Raw genomic sequence first — 23,541 nt, 5'->3', positions numbered from 1 at the left:
AAGCGCGGGCTATTGCACTCGTCGCCTATCCTGGACGCAAGCAACTCCGGCACGGAGGAGAGACCCATGACAGCGACGGACCCGGCACTGACCGCCCTTTCCCAGGGCTGGTGCGCGCTCTCCCTGCTCCACGGGAAGATCGAGGCCCACATCGAGCGGGCCCTGCAGACCGGGCACGGCCTCAGCGTGCGGGAGTACTCCCTGCTGGACGTCCTGAGCCGACAGCACAACGGACCGGGCGGTCATCTTCAGATGAAGCAGGTGGCCGACGCCGTCGTGCTCAGCCAGAGCGCCACCACCCGTCTGGTCACCCGCCTCGAGGACCGGGGCCTGCTGACCCGGTATCTCTGCGACACCGACCGAAGGGGCATCTACACCGATGTCACCGAAGCCGGCCTCAGGCTGCTCTCCGAGGCCCGGCCGACCAATGACACCGCCCTGCGAGCCGCGCTGGACGAGGCCGCGAAGAACCCCGAACTGGTCCCACTCGTCCGAGCGGTCGAGGAGCTGAAGGTTCCCGCATAGAGGGCCCAGCCGCAGGGTCGCGGCGTAGGCTGCCGATCATGAGCGATCTGGAAATCCGTCCTGCGGCCGTCGGCGATCTCTCCGAGATCGTGGCCATGCTCGCCGACGATCCGCTGGGCGCCCAGCGCGAGTCGCCGGACGATCTCACCCCCTACCTCACGGCGTTCCACCGGCTGGCCGACGATCCCCATCAGCATGTGATGGTCGCCATACGCGCGGACCGCATCGTCGGAACGCTCCAGCTGACCGTGATCCCCGGCCTCTCCAGGCGCGGCTCGACCCGGTCGGTGATCGAGGGCGTCCGCGTCCACGCGGACGAGCGCGGCAGCGGTCTCGGTACGCAGCTGATCCAGTGGGCCGTGGATGAATCACGGCGGCAGGAATGCCAGTTGGTCCAGCTGACGTCCGATGCGACTCGGGCCGACGCGCATCGCTTCTACGAACGGCTCGGTTTCGTGGCCAGCCATGTGGGCTTCAAGCTCACCCTCTGACGGCTCACCCTCTGCCCCCGGCCCCGACTGCCAAGGGATCGACTGTGCACCGCATCAGCGACGAACAGCGCCGCATCAGGATCGGCCGTCGCCATCTGCTGGCCCCCTCGGTGCGGTCGGAGTCCCCCGTGGCCGTGGCCGACGCCGTCGTCGCCCTGCACGCCACCGACGCGGCCACCGTCTTCCTCTCCGCGTGCGCACGGCTCCGCGTGCCGGACATCGCCGCCGTGGAGAAGAACCTCTACGAGGACGTATCGCTGATCCGACTGCTCTCCATGCGCAACACCCTGTTCGTCGTGTCGGCGGAGATGGCCCCACGGGTGGAGGCGTCGAATGCGCGCGCCGTCGCCGCCAAAGAACGCCGGACCCTTCTCAGGCACCTGGCGGAGGACGGCAACGGGCTGGACGACCGGTGGCTGGCCGGCGCCGAGAAGTCCGTCCTCGCGGCCGTGGCCGCCCGGGGTTCCGCCACGGGCAGCGAGCTCTCCACGGCCGTTCCCGCCCTGCGCACCAAGATCACGGTCTTCCCCGGAAAGAAGCAGGAGACGGTGCAGGGCGTGGCCTCACGGGTCATCCGCGTGCTGGCCGCCGAAGGACGGATCCGCCGGGACCGGCCACGCGGCTCCTGGACCTCCAGCCAGTTCCGCTGGACGGCGTCCGCGCCCCGCCCGGCACAGGAAACCGCCGGGGCACAGGCGGAGTTGGCCCTGCACTGGCTCCGTTCGTACGGCCCCGCATCCGAGGGCGACCTCAAGTGGTGGACGGGCTGGGGGCTCGGCCAGGTACGCAAAGCGCTCGCAACCGCAGGAGCGGAAGAGGTACGGCTCGACAGCGGCGCCGCGGCCTGGGTCGCGCCGCAGGACCACGGGTCCGATCCGGCACCCGAGCCCTGGGCCGCGCTGTTGCCCGCGCTCGACCCGAGCGCCATGGGGTGGGCCGATCGCGGATTCCACCTTCCTGCCGAACACCGGGCAGCGCTCTTCGACCGTTCCGGCAACGCCGGCCCAACCGTGTGGTGGAACGGCCGGATCGTGGGCGGCTGGGCTCTGCGCGCCGACGGCGAGCCGGTCTGGCGGCTTCTCACCGACGCAGGCCGGGATGCCTCCGCCGCCATCGAGACGGAGGCATCCCGGCTTGCGGACTGGGTGGGCGAGACCCGGATCACACCGCGCTTCCGCACGCCGCTGGAAAGGGAGTTGACGGCCTGAACGGCAGGTCGCGCCGTTTCACGTGAAACGGGCCGCTCAACCCACCGGGCAGCTCAACCACCGGGCCACTCAACCCTCCAGGCCGCGCCAACCGTCCGCGTCCACACCACCCGGAACGGCCGCTGCGGGGTCGTACGGCTCACGCGTGAAAACGAACGAACCGAGATCCAGATGGTTCACGCTGCCGTCGTCGTTCCGCACAACTCGCAGCGTCTCCCCCGCGTAGTAACCGTCCAGCCCGATCCAGGTACCGTCCGGACGGGCATTGAACCGGGCACCTCGGCCCTGACCGTTCAGGGGCCGCAACTCCAGCCCGCGATCGGGAGTCAGCCGCAGGATGTTCGTACGCGTCCCCCAGTGCCAAGGGCCTGTCAGTGCCAGAAGCTCCGCATCCACCTCGGGCAGCGGGCGCCACGGCTCCGGGATGCGGGGTTCGGACTCGGCGACGATGTCCACGAGTTCGGCAGCCACCTCACCGATCATCACCCCGGACGTGACGTTGGCGAACGCGACAACAGCCACATCGTCCTCGGCACTGAACCAGAGCGCCGCCAGGAAGCCGGGAAGGGACCCCGTGTGTCCGATGAGTGTGCGCCCCTTCCTCCGGACCACCTGTAGGCCCAGGCCGTAATGGCCGTCCCAGTCCCCCGACTCGGGCGGTGACGCCGGCTCCTTCATCTCTGCCACGGACGCGGCCGCGAGCACCCGGTCGTCTCCTTCGGCAAGGAAGGCGGCGAAGCGCAGAAGGTCGGCGGTGGTGGACCAGAGCTGGCCGGCTGGCGCCATAAGACCGAGGTCCTCAGCCGGTTCGGGCAGCATGACGTCCGCCCACGGATGGACGGCCCAGCCGCCGGCGTGCGGGGCCTGCGCCTGCGGGCTCGTCCGGTGCATGCCCAGTGGCTCCAGCACCTCGCTCCGCAGCACCTCTGCCCACGACGCTCCGCGCGCCGCTTCGATCAGCGCTCCGAGCAGTGTGTAGCCCGGGTTGGAGTAGTGATGCCGACGGCCGGGAGGGTGCATCCTGCTCTGATCGCCGAGCACATCCACAAGGCCGGGACGCAGACTGCCAGGCGTCCGCTCCCACCAAGGCGCTGGCGACTCGGCGCCGAGCCCCGCACTGTGGCCGAGCAACTGATGAATGGTGACGTCACCCACGCCCGTACCGGGCAGGTGCTTCTCCAGGGGATCGCCCAGATCCAGCAGGCCTTCGTCCCGCAGGCGCAGAACCAGCACGGCAGTGAACGTCTTGGTGAGGGAACCGATCCTGAACTGTGTATCGGCATCCGGGGCATGGCCGTCGACACAGCTGCGGGAGCCGTTCCAGACGACCTGACCCTGCCGTTGCACGGCAGCGACCATGGAAGGTGAACGCCCTTCGGACTGGGCGGTGGCGATGCGGTGCAGCAGAGCGCGCTGTGTACCCGGGAGCAATTGTTCAGCAGGAGAAGTCATCGTCAACAACTACCTCCCGCACCGACGCATGGCGACTCCATTTCCCCGCACCGGAGTCCGAGACCCCACGGTGGAAGTCGGTGCGCTTCTCGATCGAGACCATGAGGCCCTTGCCGTGGAATCGGTCGCGCCAGGCGGTGAGTTCGGCCGCGCGTGCGGCTGCCTCGGCCAGCGGAAGGTCGAGCCAGCCGTGCGGTCCGTCGGCGCCGTACTGCGCGATCCGCTCGCCACCCAACTGCGCATGCGCGTCGTCCTCGTACCGGCCGCCCCAGTAGGTGACGTCGGCGAGCCCGTCGGCCGGCGCGTCGTTCATCCCCGTCCATGCGTCCCTCGAGCAGCGGTAGGGGAGCGCCCTGAGATGGTGCCGTCGCCTCCGCGGCGGCCTGCCGGACTTCCGCTCGGGCGGTGTCTTGGGCTGCTCGGAGACCGGCCTGTTTCGCGTTTGTGCGGGTGGTTCAGGTGCGGGCGAGGGTGGTGAGGATGCGGTGGCGGGGGAGGGTGCGGGCGGCGGCGAGGAGGAGGCGGTTGGCCGTGCCGGGCACGACCGTGGGGCGGCTGCGGCGATGCAGGGCGCGTAGGGCGGTGGCGACGACCTGTTCGGGGGTCTGCACCAGGGCGGCCGGTGCGTCGTCGTGCGACTGCGACTCGGTGGCGGTCATGCCCGGGCAGAGCGCGAGGACGTGGATGCCGGATGCCCGGTGCTCGGACCAGAGTGCCTCGGAGAAGGCGGTGACGAACGCCTTGGTGGCGCTGTAGACGGCGAGGTCCGGCAGCGGGGTGTGGGCAAGGGTGGAGGAGACGTTCAGCAGGGCGTCGCCGGGGCGGGCCTGGGCGAGGAAGGCGTGGGAGAGGGTGACGAGGGCCTCGCAGTTGAGGCGCAGCATCTCGTGGGCGTGGGTGAGTGGGGTCGTGGCGAAAGGGCCGGTGGTGGCGGTTCCCACGTTGTTGACCAGGAGGTGGACGCGTCGGTCGGCGAGGAGTTGGGTGGCCTTGTGGAGGCCGTCGGGGTCGCCGAGGTCGGCGGCCAGGTGGTCGTGGCCGGGGCCGAGTTCGGCCATCAGGGCTTGGAGTCGCTCCTCGTTCCGGGCGACGGCGATCACCCGGTGTCCGCTCGCGGCCAGGCGGCGGGCGAAGGCGCGGCCGATGCCGGCGCTGGCTCCGGTGACCAGGGCGGTGGGGCGGTGGGCGGTGTCGGACGACCGAGCTGTCGCGGCGGTCGGCTGGGTGGTGGTCATGATGGCTGCGTCTCAGTTCGCGGCGGGTCGGGTGGCCGGCTGGAAGCGGAAGGAGGCGGCCTCCATCAGGGGCCTGCGCTGGGTCTTCTGGACGGCGGCGATCCGCCACCGGCCGTCGGCCTCGCGCACCACCGTGTACGTGGCGAGCTTGCCGAGCTTGCCCTGCTTGCCGTCCTGCTCCGGGGTGCCGCCCTTGCGGACGTCGCCGCGGGTGACGACCACGGCCGCGTCGGTGCCGTAGAAGCGCAGGTCGGTGATGTCGAGGATCAGCCGGGTGCCCTTGAGGAAGCTGTCGAACAGGGCCTGGTGAGCGCGGCCGATCTCGTCGCCGCCGTGGTAGACGGTGCCGACGTAGGTGACGTCGGTGGCGTCCTCGGTGAAGCAGGCGCCGTACGCGGTGCCGTCGCCGTCGGCCCAGGCTGCGGCGCCGCGCTCCAGCAGGGCGCGGATCGCGGCGGCGTCGGTCAGGCGGGGGGCGGTGGTGTGGTGGTTGGCGGTCACGGTGTCGTCCTCCGGGTTGGGGTGCGCGGTGGTGGTGGCGTGCAGGCGGGGGGTGCCGGTGTGCGGGCGGAACCGGTCGGTCACTTCTCGGCCTCGGGCATGGTCGCCGAGTCCCAGAGGAAGGAGAGCCGCTCCATCACGTTCTGGCGCTGGGTGTTGTGGAAGGCGGCGATGCGCCAGCTTTGGTCGCTCTGGCGGACCAGCGTGTAGGACTGCGTCTTGGTCAGCTCGGACGGCTTCTTGGGCGTACCGCCCTTGTAGGTGTCGCCGCGGCTGGTGACGACGGCGGTGTCCGGCCCGTAGAAGCGGATGCCGAGGAAGGAGTCGGCGAGCTTGGTGTCCTTGACGAATCCGTCGAACAGGGCGCGGTGGGCGTCGGCGATGTCGCGGCGGCCCTGGTAGTGGGTGCCGACGTAGGTGGTGTAGGTGGCGTCGACGGTGAACTGCTCGCCGTACGTGGTGGCGTCGCCCCGGCCCCAGGCGTCGGTGAGAGCGCGGATGGTGTCGCAGACGGCACGGTGATCGTCGGCGGTGGGCGTGCCGGCCGGGGTGGCGGTGACGGCGGGGGTGACGGCGGTGCAGTCGGTCTGGCCGAGGTTGCGGACGTCGGACGTGGCGTCCAGCCAGAAGTACCCGCCGGCCGCGGCGACGGCGAGGGTGAGAGCGGTGATGCCGAGGGCGCGCTTGACGGTGCGTCGACGGTTGGTGCGTCGGCCGTTCCCGGTGCTCGTTGGGTCGCCCTTCAGGTCGGTCGGCTCGCCCGTCGGGTCGGTCGCCTCGGTGGTGGTGACGGCGCTCATGGTCTCCCCTTCCATGATAACTTCTTTGCAGAAGTTACTTCGTTGAAGATTTCTCTTCGTTGAGGAAGAGATTAGGGAATGAGGGAGCCCGTGTCAACGCCTGCCGTGCCATCCGATGCGAGTGAGGTCTACCGCCGCTACCTGAGCGCCGTGATGCTGCACGGCCATGCCAGCGCCAAGGCCTGCGAGCTCGGCGCCACCGACCTCTACGCGCTGAACATCCTTCAACTGACCGGCCCGATGACCCCCGGCGAGCTCGGCACCCGCACCGGCCTCACCACCGGGCCGACCACCCGCCTCATCGACCGCCTCGAACAGGCCGGCTACGTGCGCCGGGCCCCGGACCCCGGAGACCGCCGCAAGGTGATCGTCGAACCGATCGGCAAGCCCGCCGACCTCGACCGGGTCATGGCCCCGGCCCGGCAGCGGATCGGCGAGCTCCTCAGGGGCTACTCGCCCGAGCAGCTCGAAGTCCTCTTCGACTACTTCACCCGCGCCACCGACGCCTACCAGGAAGCCGCCGCGCAGCTGCGCACCCACAACGCCGGCTGAAGCGCCGACGCGGCGCCGTTGCGCTCTGCCAAGAGCGGCGGGCGCTACCGGGCGGTTTTGGTTAGTGGGCGCGCGGCGTCTCTTCGGCCGTCACCGCGAGCAGTAGCAGGAGCTGCGCCCCAGCAGCGGACGGGCCCGGCACCCCGGATCGTTTCCAGGGGTGCCGGGCCCGTCCTCGGGCAGGACTTCCGCGAACTCCTCGAAGGTAAGTTGCTCGGGGGCGTGACCTTCCCATTCCGAGACGGGCAGCTCGGCTGTGATCCCGAATCTGCTGTCGTACTCGTCGAGGCGGTCTGCGTCGTAGGCCCTCTGCCACTCGGCGAGGGAGGCAGCTGCGATCGGGGTCAGCTCAGGCCCTTCGAGTTCGACCCGCCGGAGCACCCAGCCTTCGGCGTCGACCTCGAAGTAGAACCAGCTGTCTAAAGCAGACGCCTGAGCTTGGAACCAAGCAGCCCGAAAGAGTGGACGCGCCGACCTGCTTGTCTCACGGCCGATTCATAAGTGCAGCCGATATGAAGCGGAGCGTGAGACTGTGCAGCGAAATCTGAGACCCTACACGGTCCCCGATCAGGTCTGCGCCATGTCCACGAAGCGCGAGTAGTGCCCCTGGAAGGCGACGGTAATCGTCGCCGTCGGACCGTTACGGTGCTTGGCCACGATCAGGTCCGCCTCTCCCGCACGCGGTGACTCCTTCTCGTAGGCGTCCTCACGGTGCAGCAGGATCACCATGTCGGCATCCTGCTCAATCGATCCGGATTCACGGAGGTCGGAGACCATCGGCTTCTTGTCCGTGCGCTGTTCCGGTCCACGGTTCAGCTGGGAGAGCGCGATGACCGGCAGCTGGAGTTCCTTGGCCAGCAGCTTGAGGTTTCGGGACATGTCCGAGACCTCCTGCTGACGGCTCTCGGCACGCTTCGAACCACCGGACTGCATCAGCTGCAGGTAGTCGATGACCACGAGCTTGAGGTCGTTGCGCTGCTTGAGACGGCGGCACTTGGCCCGGATCTCCATCATGGAGAGGTTCGGGGAGTCGTCGATGTAGAGCGGGGCCGCCGAGACATCGGGCATCCGCCGCGCCAGCCTCGTCCAGTCCTCGTCCGTCATGGTGCCCGAGCGCATGTGGTGCAGCGCCACCCTTGCCTCGGCGGACAGCAGTCGCATCGCGATCTCGTTCCGCCCCATTTCGAGGGAGAAGATCACGCTGGGCAGGTTGCTCTTGATCGAGCAGGCGCGAGCGAAGTCCAGGGCGAGGGTGGACTTACCCATGGCAGGCCGGGCCGCGATGACGACCATCTGGCCAGGGTGAAGGCCGTTGGTCAGGGCGTCGAGGTCGGTGAATCCGGTCGGCACACCGGTCATCTCGCCGCTGCGTGAACCGATCGCCTCGATCTCGTCGAGCGCGCCCTCCATGATGTCGCCGAGCGGTAGGTAGTCCTCACTGGTCCGCTGCTCGGTGACGGCATAGATCTCGGCCTGGGCGGAGTTGACGATGTCGTCCACGTCGCCGTCGGCCGCGTATCCCATCTGCGTGATCTTTGTGCCCGCCTCGACGAGTCGCCGCAGGACGGCGCGCTCGTGAACGATCTCCGCGTAGTACGAAGCGTTGGCCGCGGTCGGCACCGACTGGACCAGGGTGTGCAGATACGGGGCTCCGCCCACCTTGGTGATCTCGCCGCGCTTGACCAGTTCGGCCGCCACCGTGATCGGGTCGGCCGGCTCGCCCTTGGCATAGAGGTCGAGGATCGCCTGGTAGACGGTCTCGTGCGCGGGGCGATAGAAGTCGTGGCCCTTGATGATCTCTACGACGTCGGCGATGGCGTCCTTGGACAGGAGCATGCCACCGAGGACGGATTGTTCAGCGTCGAGGTCCTGGGGCGGGACCCGCTCGAAACCGGGGGAGCCGCCCTCCCAGCTGTTGCCTTCCCGGCCTCGGTCGTGCTGCTCACCGCGATCCCGGCCCTCGCCCCGTCGCTGGCGGGAAACAGGCAGACGGTCGCTGGGACCGGTGTCGGCCCAGGGGTCGTCCAAAGGCTCGGAAATGCTCATCCGGCCACCTCCTCCCGTCCGCTCCGCGGACCTAGCCGTGCCACTCTTTCTTACGGCACGGCACCGACAATCAGGACGCCCGACTCCGGTTCCGGTGTGTCGGGTTCTGCGGGTTTCCAGGGCCGAAACGAGGTGGGGGCGCCGGACCACGGTAGGCGTCCCGGAAGCGTCAGCCAATCTGGTTATCCACAGGGCATGTGGACGACGGACCAGATGCTGTGGAGAACTCCACAGAACCTGTGCACGGACCGGGGGACAGCACTGTGGACAAACTCATAGCAACGCCATCATCATCCCCCTGACCTGCGGTTACTCCGTACACGGGCTGTGGGGGAGAAAAACTTTCCAGGTCGCCACAAGATCCCGGCAACCGGCACATGCCAGAACACCACCCCGCAGTAATTGTAAGGATCGCTTTAGGCTTGCATCTATTACCTGTGGAAGATTAGATTGACTGCCATGATCCAGGCACCGGCGACCCCGCCGTCTCGTCGTCGGCGGCACGACCGCGAGATCATCGCGCTCGCCGTACCCGCCTTCGGCGCGCTCGTGGCCGAGCCCCTTTTCGTGATGGTCGACAGTGCCATCGTCGGCCATCTCGGCACTCCGCAACTGGCCGGTCTGGCCGTTGCCGCAGCCTTGCTGACGACGGCCGTGAGCATCTTCGTCTTCCTCGCCTACGCCACCACCGCAGCTGTCGCCCGACGGGTCGGCGCCGGCGATCTGGCCTCAGCGATCCGCCAGGGCATGGACGGCATCTGGCTGGCGATCCTGCTCGGCGTTGCCGTCATCGCCCTGACTCTCCCCCTGGCCCCTTGGCTCGTCGAGGCCTTCGGCGCCTCCGACACCGCAGCCCCTTACGCCACCACCTATCTTCGGATCTCCAGCCTCGGAATCCCCGCGATGCTCGTGGTGATGGCCGCGACCGGCGTGCTTCGGGGCCTGCAGAACACCCGCACCCCGCTCTACGTCGCCATCGGCGGATTCGCGGCCAATGCGGCCCTCAACGCGGGCCTCGTCTACGGCGCCGGGCTCGGCATCGCAGGGTCCGCCTGGGGCACCGTGATCGCTCAGGTCGGGATGGCCATCGCCTATCTCGTGGTCGTGGTCCGTGGCGCCCGGCGCCACGGGGCCTCGCTGCGCCCCGACATCGCAGGCATCAGGGCCAGCGCCCAGGCAGGCGTCCCCCTCCTGGTCCGTACGTTGTCGCTCCGTGCCGTCCTGCTCATCGCCACCGCCGTCGCCGCCCGGCTGGGCGACACCGACATCGCCGCGCACCAGATCATCCTGTCGCTGTGGAGTCTGATGGCCTTCGCGCTGGACGCCATCGCCATCGCAGGACAAGCCATCATCGGTCGCTACCTTGGAGCGGGTGACACCAAGGGCGCTCGCGAGGCCTGCCGCCGTATGGTGCAGTGGGGCATCGTCTCCGGCGTCGTCTTCGGAGCCCTTATCGTTCTCGCACGCCCCCTGTTCGTACCGCTCTTCACCAACGATCAGTCCGTGCAGGACGCGCTGCTCCCGGCCCTGTTGGTGGTGGCCCTGACCCAGCCGGTCGCCGGGGTCGTCTTCGTCCTGGACGGCGTCCTGATGGGCGCCGGGGACGGACCCTATCTGGCCTGGGCCATGGTCATCACCCTGGCTGTCTTCGCCCCGGTGGCCCTGCTGGTTCCCGTCCTCGGGGGCGGCCTGACAGCGCTGTGGTGTGCGATGGCCCTCATGATGCTCGTCCGCATGGCAACGCTCTGGCTTCGCGCCCGTTCCGGTGCGTGGATGGTCACCGGTGCAACCCGCTGAGCCCGTCACAACAGCCTGTTTCACGTGAAACAGGCCGACCCGGCAACGGCGAAGGGCCGCACCCAGAGGGTGCGGCCCTTCACTGTTCTGCTGAGGTGCGGCCCAATCAGGCAGCAACAACCTCGACGCCGAGCTTCGCAGCGACCTCGGGGTGCAGACGCACGGACACCTGGTGTCCGCCGAGCGTCTTGATCGGCGAACCGAGCTCAACGCGACGCTTGTCGACATCCGGGCCACCGGCAGCCTTGATCGCCGAAGCGATGTCAGCCGGGGTGACGGAGCCGAAGAGACGGCCGGCGTCGCCGGAGCGAACGGCCAGACGGACCTTCACGGCCTCGAGCTTGGACTTGATCTCGTTGGCCTGCTCGATCGTGGCGATCTCGTGGATCTTGCGGGCGCGGCGGATCTGCGCCACGTCCTTCTCGCCACCCTTGGTCCAGCGGATGGCAAAGCCACGCGGAACCAGGTAGTTACGGGCGTACCCGTCCTTGACGTCAACGACGTCGCCAGCAGCACCGAGGCCGGAGACCTCGTGGGTGAGGATGATCTTCATGATTCGGTCACCCTTCCCTTATCGCGCGGTGGACGTGTAGGGCAGCAGCGCCATCTCACGGCTGTTCTTGACAGCCGTGGCGACGTCACGCTGGTGCTGCGTGCAGTTGCCGGTGACGCGGCGGGCACGGATCTTGCCACGGTCGGAAATGAACTTCCGCAGCATGTTCGTGTCCTTGTAGTCCACGTACTGGGTCTTGTCCTTGCAGAACGCGCAGACCTTCTTCTTAGGCTTGCGCACAGGCGGCTTCGCCATGGTGTTTCTCCTGTGTGATCAAGAAGTGGGGGTACGAGCTGCCCTAGAAGGGCGGCTCGTCCGAGTAGCCGCCGCCAGAACCGCCGGAACCGCCGGAGCTTCCGCCCCAACCGCCTCCGCCGCTCTGCTGGCCCCCGCCCTGCTGGCCGCCGGCCGGCGCGCTCGTGGCCCACGGGTCGTCGGCGGGAGCGCCGCCACCACCCTGCTGGCCACCAGCACCGGGACCGCCGCCCCAGTTACCGCCACCCTGCTGACCGCCGCCGTATCCACCCTGGCCGCCCTGGCCGCCCTGACCACCACGACCGGTGGTCTTGGTGACCTTGGCGGTGGCGCTCTTGAGACTGGGGCCGACTTCCTCGACGTCCAGCTCGTAGACCGTGCGCTTGACGCCCTCGCGGTCTTCGTACGACCGCTGCTTCAGCCGGCCCTGCACGACAACGCGCATGCCTCGCGTGAGGGACTCGGCGACGTTCTCCGCCGCCTGACGCCAGACCGAGCAGGTGAGGAACAGGCCTTCGCCGTCCTTCCACTCATTGGTCTGCCGGTCGAAGATGCGGGGTGTGGACGCGACGCGGAACTTCGCGACCGCCGCACCGGACGGGGTGAAGCGCAGCTCGGGGTCGTCGACGAGATTGCCGACGACCGTGATGACGGTCTCGCCTGCCATGGATGAACCTCTCGGCGGGGATTGCTTCTGGCTGCTTGCTGCTACTCGAACCCGATGACCACTGAGCTAGAAGCTCAGTGGATCTCGGGACGGAGGACCTTGGTCCGGAGGACCGACTCGTTCAGGTTCATCTGGCGGTCGAGCTCCTTGACGACCGCAGGCTCGGCCTGCAGGTCGATGACCGAGTAGATGCCCTCGGGCTTCTTCTTGATCTCGTAAGCGAGCCGACGACGGCCCCAGGTGTCGACCTTCTCAACCTTTCCTTCGCCCTCACGGACGACGGAGAGGAAGTTCTCGATCAGCGGGGAGACTGCTCGCTCCTCGAGATCGGGGTCGAGGATGACCATCACCTCGTAGTGACGCATGTGGAACCCACCTCCTTTGGACTCAGCGGCCACGGTCGTTCCGTGGCAGGAGGGTCGTGATGCGTAAGCAACAGTGTCTCCGAGTAAAACAGCCGCCACTGACAACGCCCTCCGTCGAGAAGGGGCTGACTGTGCTGGCCTGGGCAGACACCGGTGCAGACCGTACAGAGTACCCGTAGACAGGCTTCCGGTTGAAATCCGGTGGTCAGGAGACGCAATCTGTACACATCGGGTGTGAGCGGCGCCACGATGCGCCGCCTTTCGGCCAGGAGGTACTCCATGGCACAAGCAATGCGATCCCGCTCCCGCTCTTCCGTCTCCCTCTTCGCGACGGACGGCAGGCCCCACCCCCTCCAGGACACTCTGGTGGCCGTGACGGTGGTGCTCGGCGCCCTCGCGTTCGTGACGGCGATGTTCCACAGCCTGCATCTGATCAGCTCGTGGGCCGGACTCGTCGGAATCCTCACGGGTGGGTACGGGCTGTACATCTCCGCGACCACACGGGAGAGGTTCCCGCTGTTCGTCGGTATGGGCGCTGCCGGCCTCGGGTTCTTCCTCGGTATGGCCCACGGCGGACTCTTCGGCGGCGTGATCAGCTGACCGCGGCGCAGCACCGTCCCGGCAGCCTCCGGGGCGGCTCCGTTCACGTACGGGGCCGCCCCCTACGCCGTACCGGGACCGCACGGGTACGACGGGGCCAGACCGCGCGCTTCCCGGTCACAGTAGGCTTCGGCGCGAGAGCCGGAGCCCCTGACCGATGGGGACACACCTGCCGAGGAGCGCCCCGCATGAGCCTGACCCTGAGGACCATCAGCCGAGAGCAGCATCTGGCGTACATCCAGAGTCTGCCCGCGGCCAGTCACATGCAGGTCCCGGCATGGGCGGATGTGAAGGCCGAGTGGCGCTCGGAGAGTCTGGGCTGGTTCGACAAGGGCGGGCAGCTCGTCGGCGCCGGTCTGGTGCTCTACCGGCAGCTGCCCAAGATCAAGCGATACCTCGCGTATCTGCCCGAGGGCCCGGTCATCAACTGGTACGCCCCCAACCTGAACGACTGGCTGCAGCCGATGCTGGCGCACCTCAAGCAGCAGGGTGCCTTCTCGGTGAAGATGGGCCCGCCCGTCGTGATCCGCCGCTGGGACGCCACCGCCATCAAGGCCGGCATCCAGGACCCGGACGTGAAGCGTCTGCGCGACGTCGAGGCCACCCACATCGAACCCCGCGCCTTCGAGGTAGCCGACCGGCTGCGGAAGATGGGCTGGCAGCAGGGCGAGGACGGCGGCGCCGGATTCGGTGACGTACAGCCCCGCTACATCTTCCAGGTGCCGCTGGCGAACCGCTCCCTCGAAGACGTCCACAAGGGCTTCAACCAGCTCTGGCGGCGCAACATCAAGAAGGCCGAGAAGGCCGGTGTCGAGGTCGTCCAGGGCAGCTACGCGGAGCTCGCCGAGTGGCAGCGGCTGTACGAGATCACGGCGGAGCGCGACCACTTCCGGCCGCGTCCGCTCGGCTACTTCCAGCGCATGTGGACGGCCCTCAACAACGAGGACCCCAACCGGATGCGGCTCTACTTCGCCCGCCACGAGGGCGAGAACGTCGCGGCCGCGACCATGCTGATCGTGGGCGGGCACGTCTGGTACTCCTACGGCGCCTCGGCCAACCACAAGCGCGAGGTCCGCCCCTCGAACGCGATGCAGTGGCGGATGCTGCGCGACGCGTACGCGATGGGCGCCACCGTCTACGACCTGCGCGGCATCTCCGACTCGCTGGACGAGACCGATCACCTCTTCGGCCTGATCCAGTTCAAGGTGGGCACCGGCGGCCAGGCCGCGGAGTACCTCGGTGAGTGGGACTTCCCGCTCAACAAGCTGCTGCACAAGGCGCTCGACATCTACATGTCCCGCCGCTGACCGGCCGCTGTTCCGCCGCGCAAGGCTGACGAAACCGGCTTCATTCGTTTCAATGGGCTCTTCCGGAAGCTGTTCCGGAAGCTCCGCACTCCTCTGACACCACCGCAGCCACCAGAAAGGTTCCGGACCGGCCATGGCGCTCTCCCTGTACGTCGACACCGCGCGCTGGCGGGCGCACCAGAAATCCGTACTCGACCAGTTCCCCGGCCTCGTGCCGGTCTGCAAGGGGAACGGGTACGGCTTCGGCCACGAGCGGCTGGCCGACGAGGCGATCCGCTTCGGCTCCGACATCCTCGCGGTCGGCACCACCTACGAAGCGGCCCGCATCAAGGACTGGTTCAGCGGTGACCTGCTGGTGCTCACGCCGTTCCGGCGGGGCGAGGAGCCGGTGCCGCTGCCCGACCGGGTCATCCGTTCCGTCTCGTCCGTGGACGGCGTGCACGCCCTGGTGGGTGCCCGTGTCGTCATCGAGTGCATGAGCTCGATGAAGCGCCACGGGGTCAAGGAGGAGGAGCTCGGGCAGCTGCACGCCGCCATCGAGGACGTACGCCTCGAGGGATTCGCCCTGCACCTGCCGCTGGACCGCACGGACGGTTCGGACGCGGTCGAAGAGGTCATCGCCTGGATGGACCGTCTCCGGGCGGCGCGGCTGCCGCTGCACACGATGTTCGTGAGCCATCTGCGTGCCGAGGAACTGGGCCGGCTGCAGCAGCAGTTCCCGCAGACCCGCTTCCGCGCCCGCATCGGTACCAGGCTGTGGCTCGGCGACCACGAGGCGACGGAGTACCGGGGCGCGGTGCTCGACGTCACGCGCGTCGTCAAGGGCGACCGGTTCGGCTACCGGCAGCAGAAGGCCGCCTCCGACGGCTGGCTGGTCGTCGTCGCGGGCGGCACGTCGCACGGCGTGGGTCTGGAAGCCCCGAAGGCCCTGCACGGTGTGATGCCACGCGCCAAGGGGGTCGCCCGGGCCGGGCTGGCCACCGTCAACCGCAATCTGTCGCCGTTCGTCTGGGCCGGCAAGCAGCGCTGGTTCGCCGAGCCGCCGCACATGCAGGTGTCGATCCTGTTCGTGCCCTCGGACGCCGAGGAGCCGCGGGTGGGCGACGAGCTGGTGGCCCATCTGCGTCACACGACCACGCAGTTCGACCGGCTCGTCGACCGCTGAGGCCCCGGGCCGCCGGTCGCTCAGTCGGCGGCCGGTGTGCCCGCCGTGCCCCACTCCACCCGCGGTCCCGCCTCGGCCAGCGCGGCATGGCGCGGCCGGTGCGCCGCCGCGTGACCCAGTACGAAGACGTCCTCGGCCCCGTCGAGCACTCCGCCCGACGGGTCGTCCGAACCGTCACGCCGCACCACGTCGCGCTCCGGCATCAGGATGTCCCGTACGACCACGGCGCAGAGGTAGAGCGTGCCCAGCAGGTGCAGGACGATCGCCAGTTGATAGCCCTCGGTGGGCAGCCCCTGGTGTTTGTCCCCGCTCGTCGTGTAGGCGAGGTACATCCAGATCCCCAGGAAGTACATGACCTCGCACGCCTGCCAGATCAGGAAGTCCCGCCAGCGCGGCCTGGCCAGCGCGGCGAGGGGGATCAGCCACAGCACGTACTGCGGTGAGTAGACCTTGTTGACGAGGATGAACACCGCGACGACAAGGAAGGCCAGCTGCGCGAACCGCGGCCTGCGCGGTGCGGTCAGCGTCAGCGCCCCGATCGCTGCGCACAGGGCGACCGTTGCCAGCGTGGAGACGGTGTTGACCGTGGAGACCTCGATGGATTCGCCGGTGCGCTGTGTGATGACCAGCCAGAAGGAGCCGAAGTCGATCGAGCGCTCCTGGCTGAAGGTGTAGAACTTCTTCCAGCCCTCGGGCGCGAACACCATCACCGGCAGGTTGACCACCAGCCACGAGCCGGCGGCACCGAGCGTCGCCACCGCGAACTCCCGCCACTTGCCCGCCCGCCAGCACAACACGAAGACCGGGCCCAGCAGGAACACGGGATAGAGCTTGGCGGCCGTGGCCAGCCCGATCAGGATGCCGAAAGCCAGAGGACGGCTCCTGGACCACATGAGCATCGCCGCGGCCGTCAGGGCGACCGCCAGCAGGTCCCAGTTGATCGTGGCCGTGAGGGCGAACGCGGGCGCCAGCGCCACCAGCAGACCGTCCCAGGGCCGGCGCCGGTGCGTGCGTGCGACACACACGGCGATGACGGCGGTGCAGATCATCAGCATGCCCGCGTTGACGAGCCAGTAGGCCTGTTCCTGCTCCTGGATGGAGCCGCCCGGGGTGAACCAGGCGGCGATCTGCATGAACACGCCGGTGAGAACCGGGTACTCCAGGAACTGCATGTCGCCGGGCAGCCGGTCGAAGTACGGCACCAGCCCGTCGGCGAAGCCGCGTCCCGCGAACAGATGCGGGATGTCGGAGTAGCAGGCATGGGTGTACTGGGAGCCGGCGCCTCTGAACCACGCCCAGTTGTAGCAGGGCAGTTTCTGCACCATGCCGAGCGCGAACATCCCGATCGCCACCAGCGCGACGGCACCCACGGGCGTGAGCGCGGTGCTGCCCAGCCGCGCCCAGCGGCCCGACCTCCCGCCGATCAGCTCGCTGCCGGCCACGGCGACCTCGTCCTGGTGCGTGGGCCGTACGACGGACCGTTCCTGGTGCACGTTCGTGTCCTCTGCGCTTGGCATGCCGCACATCCTGCCGTACCGGCGTGTGGAAACGATGAGGGCCGCCGCACCCTGTGGTGCCGCGGCCCTCGTCATACTCCTCGGCTCACCTGTGCCGCCCTGGCGGACGCGTGGGACGAGCTGTCTGCCGGGCGCTACCCGGCCGGGCCACCGAAGACGTTGCCGTTGCCGTTCCCGTTCCCGTTGCCACCTGTGTCGGGTGAGGGGCTGGCGCCTCCGTCGGTCCCGTCCGTGGTCCCGGCGTCCGTGCCACTCGTGCTTCCGTCGGTCGTACCGGTGTCGGTGCCGCCGTCGGTCCAGCCGGTGGAATTGCCGCCGTTGTTGTTCTGGCAGGCCACGTCCCACGTACTGCAGGTGTCGGTCGGGTCGGGCGTCGGAACCTCAGGAGTGGTCGGCGACGGGGTGACCGTCGCCGTCTCGGAAGGCGAAGGCGTGGGCGTAGGCATCGGGGTGGGGGTCGGGGTGGGGCTCTTCGCGCCGCCGCCGTAGACCGTGTCACCGATCGGCTCCGGCTTCGGGAAGGAGACCTTGTCCTGGCCCTCCATCGCCTCGGCCATGTAGTCGTGCCAGATCCGGGCGGGGAACGAGGCGCCGTGGATGGTCCTCTCGCCACCGGTGCCGTACATCTTCTCGAACGCGCGGCCCTTGTGGCTGTCGTCGTCGTCCATCCGGTACATGCTGATCGCGGTCGACAACTGCGGGGTGTAGCCCACGAACCAGGCGGACAGGTTGTCGTCCGTCGTACCCGTCTTGCCGGCGACATCCCGTCCGGGAAGCCTGGCGGGCGTACCGGTTCCCTTCTCGACGACGTTCTTGAGGACGTCCGTCACGTTGTCGGCGATGACGTTGGAGAAGGCGCTCTTGGCAACGACCTTGTGCTGGTAGACCACCTCGCCACGCTTCTTCACCTCGGTCACCGAGAAGGGCTCACGCTGCTGGCCACTGGCCGCGAACGTGGCGTACGCGCCCGCCATGCTGGTCGTGCTGGGTGAGGAGGTGCCGATGGAGAACGACGGGACGCTCGCGTTCGCCATGTACTTGTCGTCCTTCAGGCCGGCCGCCATGGCGGCTGCCTTCACCTTGTCGGTACCGACGTCCATGCCCAGCTGCACATAGGGCGAGTTGGCCGACACCCGCATCGCCTCACGAAGGGTGATGTTGCCCTTCGACTCGTGGCCGTCGTTGGCCTGGAGCCACTCATTGCCCTTCTCGTCGGTCCAGATCTCGCCGTTGTACTTCTTGATCTTCAGCTTGTCGTCGCCGTTGTAGATGCTCTTCGGCGAGACCTTCGTACGCTCCGACTCGCCCTGTTCCGTGCCCCCGGACGGGTCCCGCTTGCCGTACTCCATCGCGGCGGCCAGCACGAACGGCTTGAAGGTGGAACCAACCGCGGCACCGGTGGGATCGGCGTTGCTGGTGTAGTGCTTCGTCGCGTCCGCACCGCCGTAGATGGCCTCGATGGCACCGGTCTTCGGATCGACCGAGGAGCCGCCGAACTGGACGTGGGTGTCCGTCCTCGGGCGCTTCTTGGTGTCGATCTTCTCTTCGTAGACCTTCTTGACGGCCTTGTCGAGCTGCTCGACCTTGTTCTTGTCAAAGGTCGTGTGGATCTCGTAGCCACCCTGAGCGAGCTTCTCGCGGGTGATGTCCTTGTCGTTCTCGACGATGTAGGTCTTGGCCGTATTGACGAGATAGCCGATCTGCCCGCCCAGCTGGGCGTTCTTCTTCGGCTTGTCGGGCATCGGGAACTTCGTGTACTTGTCGCGTTCCGACTGCTCCATCCGGCCGTCCTTCACCTCCTCGTCGAGGATCCAACGCCAGCGCTTCTCGGCCCGGTCCCTGTTCTTCTGCGCGGTCGCCTCCACCGAGTCGATCTCCGGAGCACCCGCGGGGTCGTAGTAGCTGGCGCCCTTGAGCAGGGTGGCCAGGAAGGCGCACTGGCTCGGATTGAGGTCCTTGGCGTCCTTGCCGTAGTACGTGCGCGCCGCCGCCTGGATCCCCGAGGCACCTCGTCCGTAGTACGAGACGTTGAGGTACCCGGCCATGATTTCCTTCTTGTCCATCTCGCTGCCGACCTTCAGCGTGATGAAGAGTTCCTGGAACTTACGGCTCAGGCTCTGTTCCTGCGACAGCTGCGCGTTCTTCACGTACTGCTGGGTGATCGTCGAGCCGCCCTGGGTCTGACCGCCCTTGGCCATGTTGAACACGGCCCGGGCGATACCCATCGGGTCGATGCCGTGGTCGGTGTCGAAGGTCTTGTTCTCGGCGGAGATGACGGCGTTGCGCATCGCTTCCGGAATCTGGGCGTAGTCGATGATCTGACGGTTGACCTCACCGCCGGTGGCCACCATCTGCGAGCCGTCTTTCCAGAAGTAGACGTTGTTCTCCGCCTTCGCGGCCGCCTGGACCTGGGGCTTGGCGACCATCGCGTAGGCGAGGCCGGCAAGCCCCATCAGAACGCCGAGGAAACCGATACAGAGGCCGGAGACCAGCTTCCACGACGGCATCCAGCGCCGCAGGCCCTGCCTGCCGGAGCGTGGGTAGTCGATGAAGCGCTTCTTGGCCGGGCGCTGGCTACCGCGCCCACGGCCCCGGCCGGGGCCTTCCTCGCCGCCGTCCCCGCCTCCGCGACGCCGGCCACCGCCGCCGTCGGATCCACCGCGGCCACCGCCGCCCCGTTGGGCGGCCCGTCTGGCAGCAGCGCGCCCGCCGTACGGACTCTCCTCGCCATAAGCGCCGGAAGGTGACTCGGAGGTTACTCCGCGTGACGGCGCTGCGCGTCGTCCGGAGGACTGCTGGGCGGCTCGTCTGGCCGCGGCACGTCCGCCACCTTGCGGTTGCGGCATCTTGCGACGGTGCTCGCTCATCGAACGACTACTCCTCGGGCAGGCGAGAGCGCCTGGAAGCGGCAGTTGAGATCCGGTCCCCCGAATTACGGACCAGCCCTGCGAAAGGCTCATCCGCAGTGCATCCGGCTAGTCCGCGAAGACTGACGCGCTCGGACGTCACACGGTTCCCGGTGGTCTGCATGCCGCACAGACTACGCACGGTCAAAACCCTCCTGACGCCGAACTTCACCCCAAAATACGCAAGTCGGTTGCTACGAATTAGTGATGTGACGCCGCTCACCAAGGTCCCCCTTGTCGCAGCCCGGAGTCCGATCTATCGTGCTGATGTATCGAGTCGATACATCAGCTCGGTACATCGACTCGGTACATCGGCTCTGCACAGGGCCACGCGAGAGCACTCGGAGAAGGAGGAGGCGAGGTTGAGCAGACGCTCAGGCATCCTCGAGTTCGCCGTCCTCGGACTGCTCCGCGAGTCCCCGATGCACGGCTACGAGCTGCGCAAGCGCCTCAACACCTCGTTGGGGATCTTCCGTGCCTTCAGCTACGGAACCCTCTACCCCTGCCTCAAGACTCTGGTCGCCAACGGCTGGTTGATCGAGGAGCCGGGAAATGTTCCGGCAGACCTTCCGCCCGGCGCCGGGCGTGCGGTCGCACCCGCTTCTTCACTGGCAGGGCGCCGCGCCAAGATCGTCTACCGGCTGACGGCAGAAGGCAAGGAACACTTCGAGGAACTGCTCTCGCACACCGGCCCCGACTCCTGGGAGGACGAGCATTTCGCTGCTCGCTTCGCCTTCTTCGGGCAGACGGAGCACGACGTGCGGATGCGGGTGCTGGAAGGCCGTCGCAGCCGGCTGGAGGAGCGTCTCGAGAAGATGAGCGCCTCTCTGGCCCGCACCCGCGAGCGCCTCGACGACTACACACTTGAGCTGCAGCGACACGGCATGGAGTCCGTGGAGCGCGAAGTGCGCTGGCTGAACGAGCTCATCGAGAGCGAGCGATCGGGACGGGATCAGCAACGATCCTCGCCCGAGGGCTCAGCTCAGCAGGACACCGCAGGAGAGCCGGACGGCCTGCCCCGGCGGGGTAACAACCCGCCGGATCCGTCCGGCGACACCGCCAAGTGAGTTCTCCGCAGATCCGCGGGGTCCTCATCAAGAACATCCATTACACACAGGGAGCAACCGGAATGGGTTCGGTTCGCGTAGCCATCGTCGGCGTGGGCAACTGCGCCGCCTCGCTGGTCCAGGGCGTCGAGTACTACAAGGACGCCGATCCGGCCGGCAAGGTGCCCGGCCTGATGCACGTCCAGTTCGGCGAGTACCACGTGCGGGACGTCGAGTTCGTCGCCGCCTTCGACGTCGACGCGAAGAAGGTCGGCCTCGACCTCTCGGACGCCATCGGCGCCAGCGAGAACAACACCATCAAGCTCTGCGACGTGCCGAGCGCCGGCGTCACCGTCCAGCGCGGCCACACCCACGACGGCCTGGGCAAGTACTACCGCGAGACCATCGAGGAGTCGACCGAGGCCCCGGTCGACATCGTCCAGATCCTCAAGGACCGCAAGGTCGACGTGCTCGTCTGCTACCTGCCCGTCGGTTCCGAGGTCGCTGCGAAGTTCTACGCGCAGTGCGCCATCGACGCCAAGGTCGCATTCGTCAACGCCCTCCCGGTCTTCATCGCCGGCACCAAGGAGTGGGCCGACAAGTTCACCGAGGCCGGTGTCCCGATCGTCGGCGACGACATCAAGTCGCAGGTCGGCGCCACCATCACGCACCGCGTGATGGCGAAGCTGTTCGAGGACCGGGGCGTCGTCCTGGACCGCACCATGCAGCTGAACGTCGGCGGCAACATGGACTTCAAGAACATGCTCGAGCGTGAGCGCCTTGAGTCCAAGAAGATCTCCAAGACGCAGGCCGTCACCTCGCAGATCCGTGACCGCGAGCTCGGTGCGGACAACGTCCACATCGGCCCGTCGGACTACGTGGCCTGGCTGGACGACCGCAAGTGGGCGTACGTGCGCCTTGAGGGCCGCGCCTTCGGTGACGTTCCGCTGAACCTGGAGTACAAGCTCGAGGTCTGGGACTCCCCGAACTCGGCCGGTGTCATCATCGACGCCGTCCGCGCTGCGAAGATCGCCAAGGACCGCGGCATCGGCGGCCCGATCCTCTCCGCGTCCTCGTACTTCATGAAGTCCCCGCCGGTCCAGTACTTCGACGACGAGGCGCGCGAGAACGTCGAGAAGTTCATCCGCGGCGAGGTCTCCAACTGACCCACCGGAAAACGGTGCGTCGGCGCGGCGTGGTGAAGAGCGGCAACGCTCCTTGACTGCCGCACCGTTGAGGGTCCCCGGGCAATCCGCCCGGGGACCCTCAACGTATGTGACCCTTGCTTCCATGCCCGTCGTGCGTGACCTGCGCATACTCCTGCGCCTCCGGAACTTCCGCCGTCTGCTGACCGTGCGGATCCTGTCCCAGGCGGCCGACGGCGTCTATCAGGTGGCCCTCGCGGCACACGTCGTCTTCTCCCCGGAGAAGCAGGCGTCCGCCGGCGCGATCGCCTCCGCGATGGCGGTACTCCTGCTGCCCTACTCGCTCATCGGCCCGTTCGCCGGTGTGCTGCTGGACCGCTGGCCGCGTCGGCAAGTCTTCCTCTACGGCAATCTGCTGCGCGCCGCGCTCGCCTGCTGCACCGCGCTTCTGATCCTCGGCTCCGCCCCCGACTGGCTCTTCTATGCCTCGGCGCTCTGCGTCACGGCAGTCAACCGCTTCGTCCTGGCCGGCCTCTCCGCCGCACTGCCACGCGTTGTCGACCGAGATCTGCTGGTGATGGCCAACTCGCTGTCACCGACCGCGGGCACCCTGGCCGCCACCGCGGGCGGCGGTCTCGCCTTCGCCGTGCGGCTACTCCTCGCCGACTCCGACGCCGCGGTGGTACTCCTGGGCGCAGGGCTCTACCTCGCCTCAGCACTGGCTTCCCTGAGCCTTGCTGCGGGCCTGCTGGGACCGGACAGGAAGGGAAGCCACCTTCGCCTGCGGACGGCTCTGGCCACCACCGCACGCGGACTCGGCCACGGACTGCGCCATCTCGCGGAGCGCCGGAAGGCTGCCCGGGCGCTGGCCGCCATGACGGTGCTCCGCTTCTGTTACGGGGCACTGACGGTCATGGTCCTGATGCTGTGCCGGTACGCCTGGGCCGACAACGACTCCGACGGGCTGGCACTGCTGGGCCTGGCGGTCGGGGTGTCCGGTGCGGGGTTCTTCGCGGCGGCCGTACTGACCCCCTGGGCTGCGGGACGACTGGGCAGGTTTCGCTGGATGGCGGTCTGCGCCGCGGCCGCCACTGTGCTGGAGCCGGCACTTGGCCTCTGGTTCCGGCCCGTACCGATACTCATCGCGGCGTTCATCCTCGGCCTTGTCACCCAGGGAGCGAAGATCGCGACGGACACGGTGGTACAGACAGCCGTGGACGACTCGTTCCGCGGCAGGATCTTCTCGCTCTACGACGTGTTGTTCAACGTGGCCTTCGTGGGCGCCGCCGGAGCCTCCGCACTGCTCCTGCCTGCTGATGGGAGATCGACAGCGGTGGTGATCGGGGTGGCCGCGCTGTACGCCCTGGCGGCCGCGATGTTGTTCCGGTGGAGCCGGAACGACTGACGG

Annotated in this window: 23 protein-coding genes and 1 pseudogene; 11 read left to right on the top strand and 13 right to left on the bottom strand. The window is 68.1% G+C overall.

The features are described from left to right. Nucleotides 1-66 precede the first annotated feature (66 nt). The 3 genes from SH922_RS20020 to SH922_RS20010 are packed head-to-tail and all read left to right on the top strand — an operon-like array spanning nt 67 to nt 2,224. Nucleotides 67-525: a MarR family winged helix-turn-helix transcriptional regulator gene (locus SH922_RS20020; RefSeq protein ID WP_393059292.1), complete on the top strand. Its 459-nt coding sequence runs from the start codon at nt 67-69 to the stop codon at nt 523-525. 38 nt (nt 526-563) lie between these two features. Further along, nucleotides 564-1,016: a GNAT family N-acetyltransferase gene (locus SH922_RS20015; protein WP_393059291.1), complete on the top strand. Its 453-nt coding sequence runs from the start codon at nt 564-566 to the stop codon at nt 1,014-1,016. A 44-nt stretch (nt 1,017-1,060) separates the two neighbouring features. Continuing rightward, nucleotides 1,061-2,224, top strand: coding sequence for a winged helix DNA-binding domain-containing protein (locus tag SH922_RS20010; protein WP_393059290.1), 1,164 nt, complete (start codon nt 1,061-1,063; stop codon nt 2,222-2,224). Nucleotides 2,225-2,293: 69 nt separating this feature from the next. On the opposite strand, the gene SH922_RS20005 is transcribed toward SH922_RS20010, so the two are convergent. From SH922_RS20005 to SH922_RS19985, 5 genes are all read right to left on the bottom strand, one after another. Next, entirely contained in the window at nt 2,294-3,676 is a 1,383-nt protein-coding gene (locus SH922_RS20005; RefSeq protein WP_393059289.1) for a serine hydrolase domain-containing protein, read from the bottom strand. Next, a complete protein-coding gene (locus SH922_RS20000) occupies nt 3,660-3,989 on the bottom strand; it encodes a hypothetical protein (protein ID WP_393059288.1) in 330 nt (109 codons plus the stop codon). The genes SH922_RS20005 and SH922_RS20000 overlap by 17 nt, the downstream gene beginning before the upstream one ends. A 142-nt stretch (nt 3,990-4,131) precedes the next feature. Next, nucleotides 4,132-4,911 (bottom strand): SDR family NAD(P)-dependent oxidoreductase, encoded by a 780-nt coding sequence (locus SH922_RS19995; RefSeq protein WP_393059287.1) that lies wholly within the window; start codon nt 4,909-4,911, stop codon nt 4,132-4,134. 12 nt (nt 4,912-4,923) lie between these two features. Next, the gene (locus SH922_RS19990) at nt 4,924-5,496 is read right to left on the bottom strand and encodes an SgcJ/EcaC family oxidoreductase (protein WP_393059286.1); all 573 of its coding nucleotides are present in this window, start codon (nt 5,494-5,496) and stop codon (nt 4,924-4,926) included. Beyond that, entirely contained in the window at nt 5,493-6,227 is a 735-nt protein-coding gene (locus SH922_RS19985; RefSeq protein ID WP_393059285.1) for an SgcJ/EcaC family oxidoreductase, read from the bottom strand. The genes SH922_RS19990 and SH922_RS19985 overlap by 4 nt, the downstream gene beginning before the upstream one ends. 90 nt (nt 6,228-6,317) lie before the next feature. On the opposite strand from SH922_RS19985, the gene SH922_RS19980 reads away from it, so the two are divergent. Continuing rightward, nucleotides 6,318-6,764: a MarR family winged helix-turn-helix transcriptional regulator gene (locus SH922_RS19980; RefSeq protein WP_393063629.1), complete on the top strand. Its 447-nt coding sequence runs from the start codon at nt 6,318-6,320 to the stop codon at nt 6,762-6,764. 90 nt (nt 6,765-6,854) lie between these two features. Here the strand turns inward: SH922_RS19980 and SH922_RS19975 are convergent. Both SH922_RS19975 and dnaB read right to left on the bottom strand, forming a co-directional pair. Beyond that, nucleotides 6,855-7,184, bottom strand: a pseudogene (locus tag SH922_RS19975) (hypothetical protein); the annotation flags it as partial. A gap of 147 nt (nt 7,185-7,331) precedes the next feature. After that, a complete protein-coding gene (dnaB, locus tag SH922_RS19970; protein ID WP_393059284.1) occupies nt 7,332-8,810 on the bottom strand; it encodes a replicative DNA helicase in 1,479 nt (492 codons plus the stop codon). Nucleotides 8,811-9,269: 459 nt separating this feature from the next. On the opposite strand from dnaB, the gene SH922_RS19965 reads away from it, so the two are divergent. After that, complete coding sequence (locus SH922_RS19965) at nt 9,270-10,607, top strand: MATE family efflux transporter (RefSeq protein WP_393059283.1); 1,338 nt, start codon at nt 9,270-9,272, stop codon at nt 10,605-10,607. Nucleotides 10,608-10,713: 106 nt separating this feature from the next. Here the strand turns inward: SH922_RS19965 and rplI are convergent, their stop codons facing one another. The 4 genes from rplI to rpsF form a co-directional block, all read right to left on the bottom strand. Beyond that, on the bottom strand, nt 10,714-11,160 hold the full coding sequence (rplI, locus tag SH922_RS19960; protein ID WP_073733221.1) for a 50S ribosomal protein L9: 447 nt from the start codon (nt 11,158-11,160) through the stop codon (nt 10,714-10,716). 18 nt (nt 11,161-11,178) lie between these two features. Beyond that, nucleotides 11,179-11,415, bottom strand: coding sequence for a 30S ribosomal protein S18 (gene rpsR / locus SH922_RS19955; protein WP_003967857.1), 237 nt, complete (start codon nt 11,413-11,415; stop codon nt 11,179-11,181). A 43-nt stretch (nt 11,416-11,458) separates the two neighbouring features. After that, nucleotides 11,459-12,082, bottom strand: coding sequence for a single-stranded DNA-binding protein (locus SH922_RS19950; RefSeq protein WP_393059282.1), 624 nt, complete (start codon nt 12,080-12,082; stop codon nt 11,459-11,461). Between the two features lie 74 nt (nt 12,083-12,156). Further along, nucleotides 12,157-12,447 carry a 30S ribosomal protein S6 gene (gene rpsF / locus SH922_RS19945; protein ID WP_018101872.1) on the bottom strand — a complete coding sequence of 97 codons (291 nt, stop codon included), beginning with the start codon at nt 12,445-12,447 and terminating at the stop codon, nt 12,157-12,159. 279 nt (nt 12,448-12,726) lie between these two features. Here rpsF and SH922_RS19940 point away from each other — a divergent pair, with 279 nt between their 5' ends. From SH922_RS19940 to SH922_RS19930, 3 genes are all read left to right on the top strand, one after another. Then, nucleotides 12,727-13,047, top strand: a complete 321-nt coding sequence (locus SH922_RS19940) for a hypothetical protein (protein ID WP_393059281.1) — start codon at nt 12,727-12,729, stop codon at nt 13,045-13,047. A 188-nt stretch (nt 13,048-13,235) separates the two neighbouring features. After that, nucleotides 13,236-14,354, top strand: coding sequence for a peptidoglycan bridge formation glycyltransferase FemA/FemB family protein (locus SH922_RS19935; protein ID WP_350988355.1), 1,119 nt, complete (start codon nt 13,236-13,238; stop codon nt 14,352-14,354). A 133-nt stretch (nt 14,355-14,487) separates the two neighbouring features. After that, nucleotides 14,488-15,519, top strand: coding sequence for an alanine racemase (locus SH922_RS19930; RefSeq protein WP_136330867.1), 1,032 nt, complete (start codon nt 14,488-14,490; stop codon nt 15,517-15,519). 20 nt (nt 15,520-15,539) lie between these two features. On the opposite strand, the gene SH922_RS19925 is transcribed toward SH922_RS19930, so the two are convergent. Next, complete coding sequence (locus SH922_RS19925) at nt 15,540-17,036, bottom strand: glycosyltransferase family 87 protein (RefSeq protein ID WP_393059280.1); 1,497 nt, start codon at nt 17,034-17,036, stop codon at nt 15,540-15,542. A 134-nt stretch (nt 17,037-17,170) separates the two neighbouring features. Beyond that, entirely contained in the window at nt 17,171-19,903 is a 2,733-nt protein-coding gene (locus tag SH922_RS19920) for a transglycosylase domain-containing protein (protein ID WP_393059279.1), read from the bottom strand. Between the two features lie 401 nt (nt 19,904-20,304). On the opposite strand from SH922_RS19920, the gene SH922_RS19915 reads away from it, so the two are divergent. From SH922_RS19915 to SH922_RS19905, 3 genes are all read left to right on the top strand, one after another. After that, entirely contained in the window at nt 20,305-21,009 is a 705-nt protein-coding gene (locus tag SH922_RS19915; protein ID WP_393059278.1) for a PadR family transcriptional regulator, read from the top strand. A 62-nt stretch (nt 21,010-21,071) separates the two neighbouring features. Continuing rightward, nucleotides 21,072-22,154, top strand: coding sequence for an inositol-3-phosphate synthase (locus SH922_RS19910; protein ID WP_136330864.1), 1,083 nt, complete (start codon nt 21,072-21,074; stop codon nt 22,152-22,154). Between the two features lie 124 nt (nt 22,155-22,278). Further along, complete coding sequence (locus SH922_RS19905) at nt 22,279-23,538, top strand: MFS transporter (protein WP_393059277.1); 1,260 nt, start codon at nt 22,279-22,281, stop codon at nt 23,536-23,538. Nucleotides 23,539-23,541: the final 3 nt, after the last annotated feature.

It is taken from the genome of Streptomyces sp. LN549 (assembly GCF_043203805.1).
GTDB lineage: Bacteria > Actinomycetota > Actinomycetes > Streptomycetales > Streptomycetaceae > Streptomyces.
Note: the sequence above shows the minus strand (reverse complement) of the source record. Positions and strands in the feature narration are given on the sequence as shown.

Excerpts from the sequence above, each read along its gene's own strand:
- SH922_RS20020 (WP_393059292.1), top strand. The coding sequence starts at position 67 with ATGACAGCGACGGACCCGGCACTGACCGCCCTTTCCCAGGGCTGGTGC.
- SH922_RS20015 (WP_393059291.1), top strand. The coding sequence starts at position 564 with ATGAGCGATCTGGAAATCCGTCCTGCGGCCGTCGGCGATCTCTCCGAG.
- SH922_RS20005 (WP_393059289.1), bottom strand. The coding sequence starts at position 3,676 with ATGACTTCTCCTGCTGAACAATTGCTCCCGGGTACACAGCGCGCTCTG.
- SH922_RS20000 (WP_393059288.1), bottom strand. The coding sequence starts at position 3,989 with ATGAACGACGCGCCGGCCGACGGGCTCGCCGACGTCACCTACTGGGGC.
- SH922_RS19995 (WP_393059287.1), bottom strand. The coding sequence starts at position 4,911 with ATGACCACCACCCAGCCGACCGCCGCGACAGCTCGGTCGTCCGACACC.
- SH922_RS19985 (WP_393059285.1), bottom strand. The coding sequence starts at position 6,227 with ATGGAAGGGGAGACCATGAGCGCCGTCACCACCACCGAGGCGACCGAC.
- dnaB (WP_393059284.1), bottom strand. The coding sequence starts at position 8,810 with ATGAGCATTTCCGAGCCTTTGGACGACCCCTGGGCCGACACCGGTCCC.
- SH922_RS19965 (WP_393059283.1), top strand. The coding sequence starts at position 9,270 with ATGATCCAGGCACCGGCGACCCCGCCGTCTCGTCGTCGGCGGCACGAC.
- rplI (WP_073733221.1), bottom strand. The coding sequence starts at position 11,160 with ATGAAGATCATCCTCACCCACGAGGTCTCCGGCCTCGGTGCTGCTGGC.
- rpsR (WP_003967857.1), bottom strand. The coding sequence starts at position 11,415 with ATGGCGAAGCCGCCTGTGCGCAAGCCTAAGAAGAAGGTCTGCGCGTTC.
- SH922_RS19950 (WP_393059282.1), bottom strand. The coding sequence starts at position 12,082 with ATGGCAGGCGAGACCGTCATCACGGTCGTCGGCAATCTCGTCGACGAC.
- rpsF (WP_018101872.1), bottom strand. The coding sequence starts at position 12,447 with ATGCGTCACTACGAGGTGATGGTCATCCTCGACCCCGATCTCGAGGAG.
- SH922_RS19940 (WP_393059281.1), top strand. The coding sequence starts at position 12,727 with ATGGCACAAGCAATGCGATCCCGCTCCCGCTCTTCCGTCTCCCTCTTC.
- SH922_RS19935 (WP_350988355.1), top strand. The coding sequence starts at position 13,236 with ATGAGCCTGACCCTGAGGACCATCAGCCGAGAGCAGCATCTGGCGTAC.
- SH922_RS19930 (WP_136330867.1), top strand. The coding sequence starts at position 14,488 with ATGGCGCTCTCCCTGTACGTCGACACCGCGCGCTGGCGGGCGCACCAG.
- SH922_RS19925 (WP_393059280.1), bottom strand. The coding sequence starts at position 17,036 with ATGCCAAGCGCAGAGGACACGAACGTGCACCAGGAACGGTCCGTCGTA.
- SH922_RS19920 (WP_393059279.1), bottom strand. The coding sequence starts at position 19,903 with ATGAGCGAGCACCGTCGCAAGATGCCGCAACCGCAAGGTGGCGGACGT.
- SH922_RS19910 (WP_136330864.1), top strand. The coding sequence starts at position 21,072 with ATGGGTTCGGTTCGCGTAGCCATCGTCGGCGTGGGCAACTGCGCCGCC.
- SH922_RS19905 (WP_393059277.1), top strand. The coding sequence starts at position 22,279 with ATGCCCGTCGTGCGTGACCTGCGCATACTCCTGCGCCTCCGGAACTTC.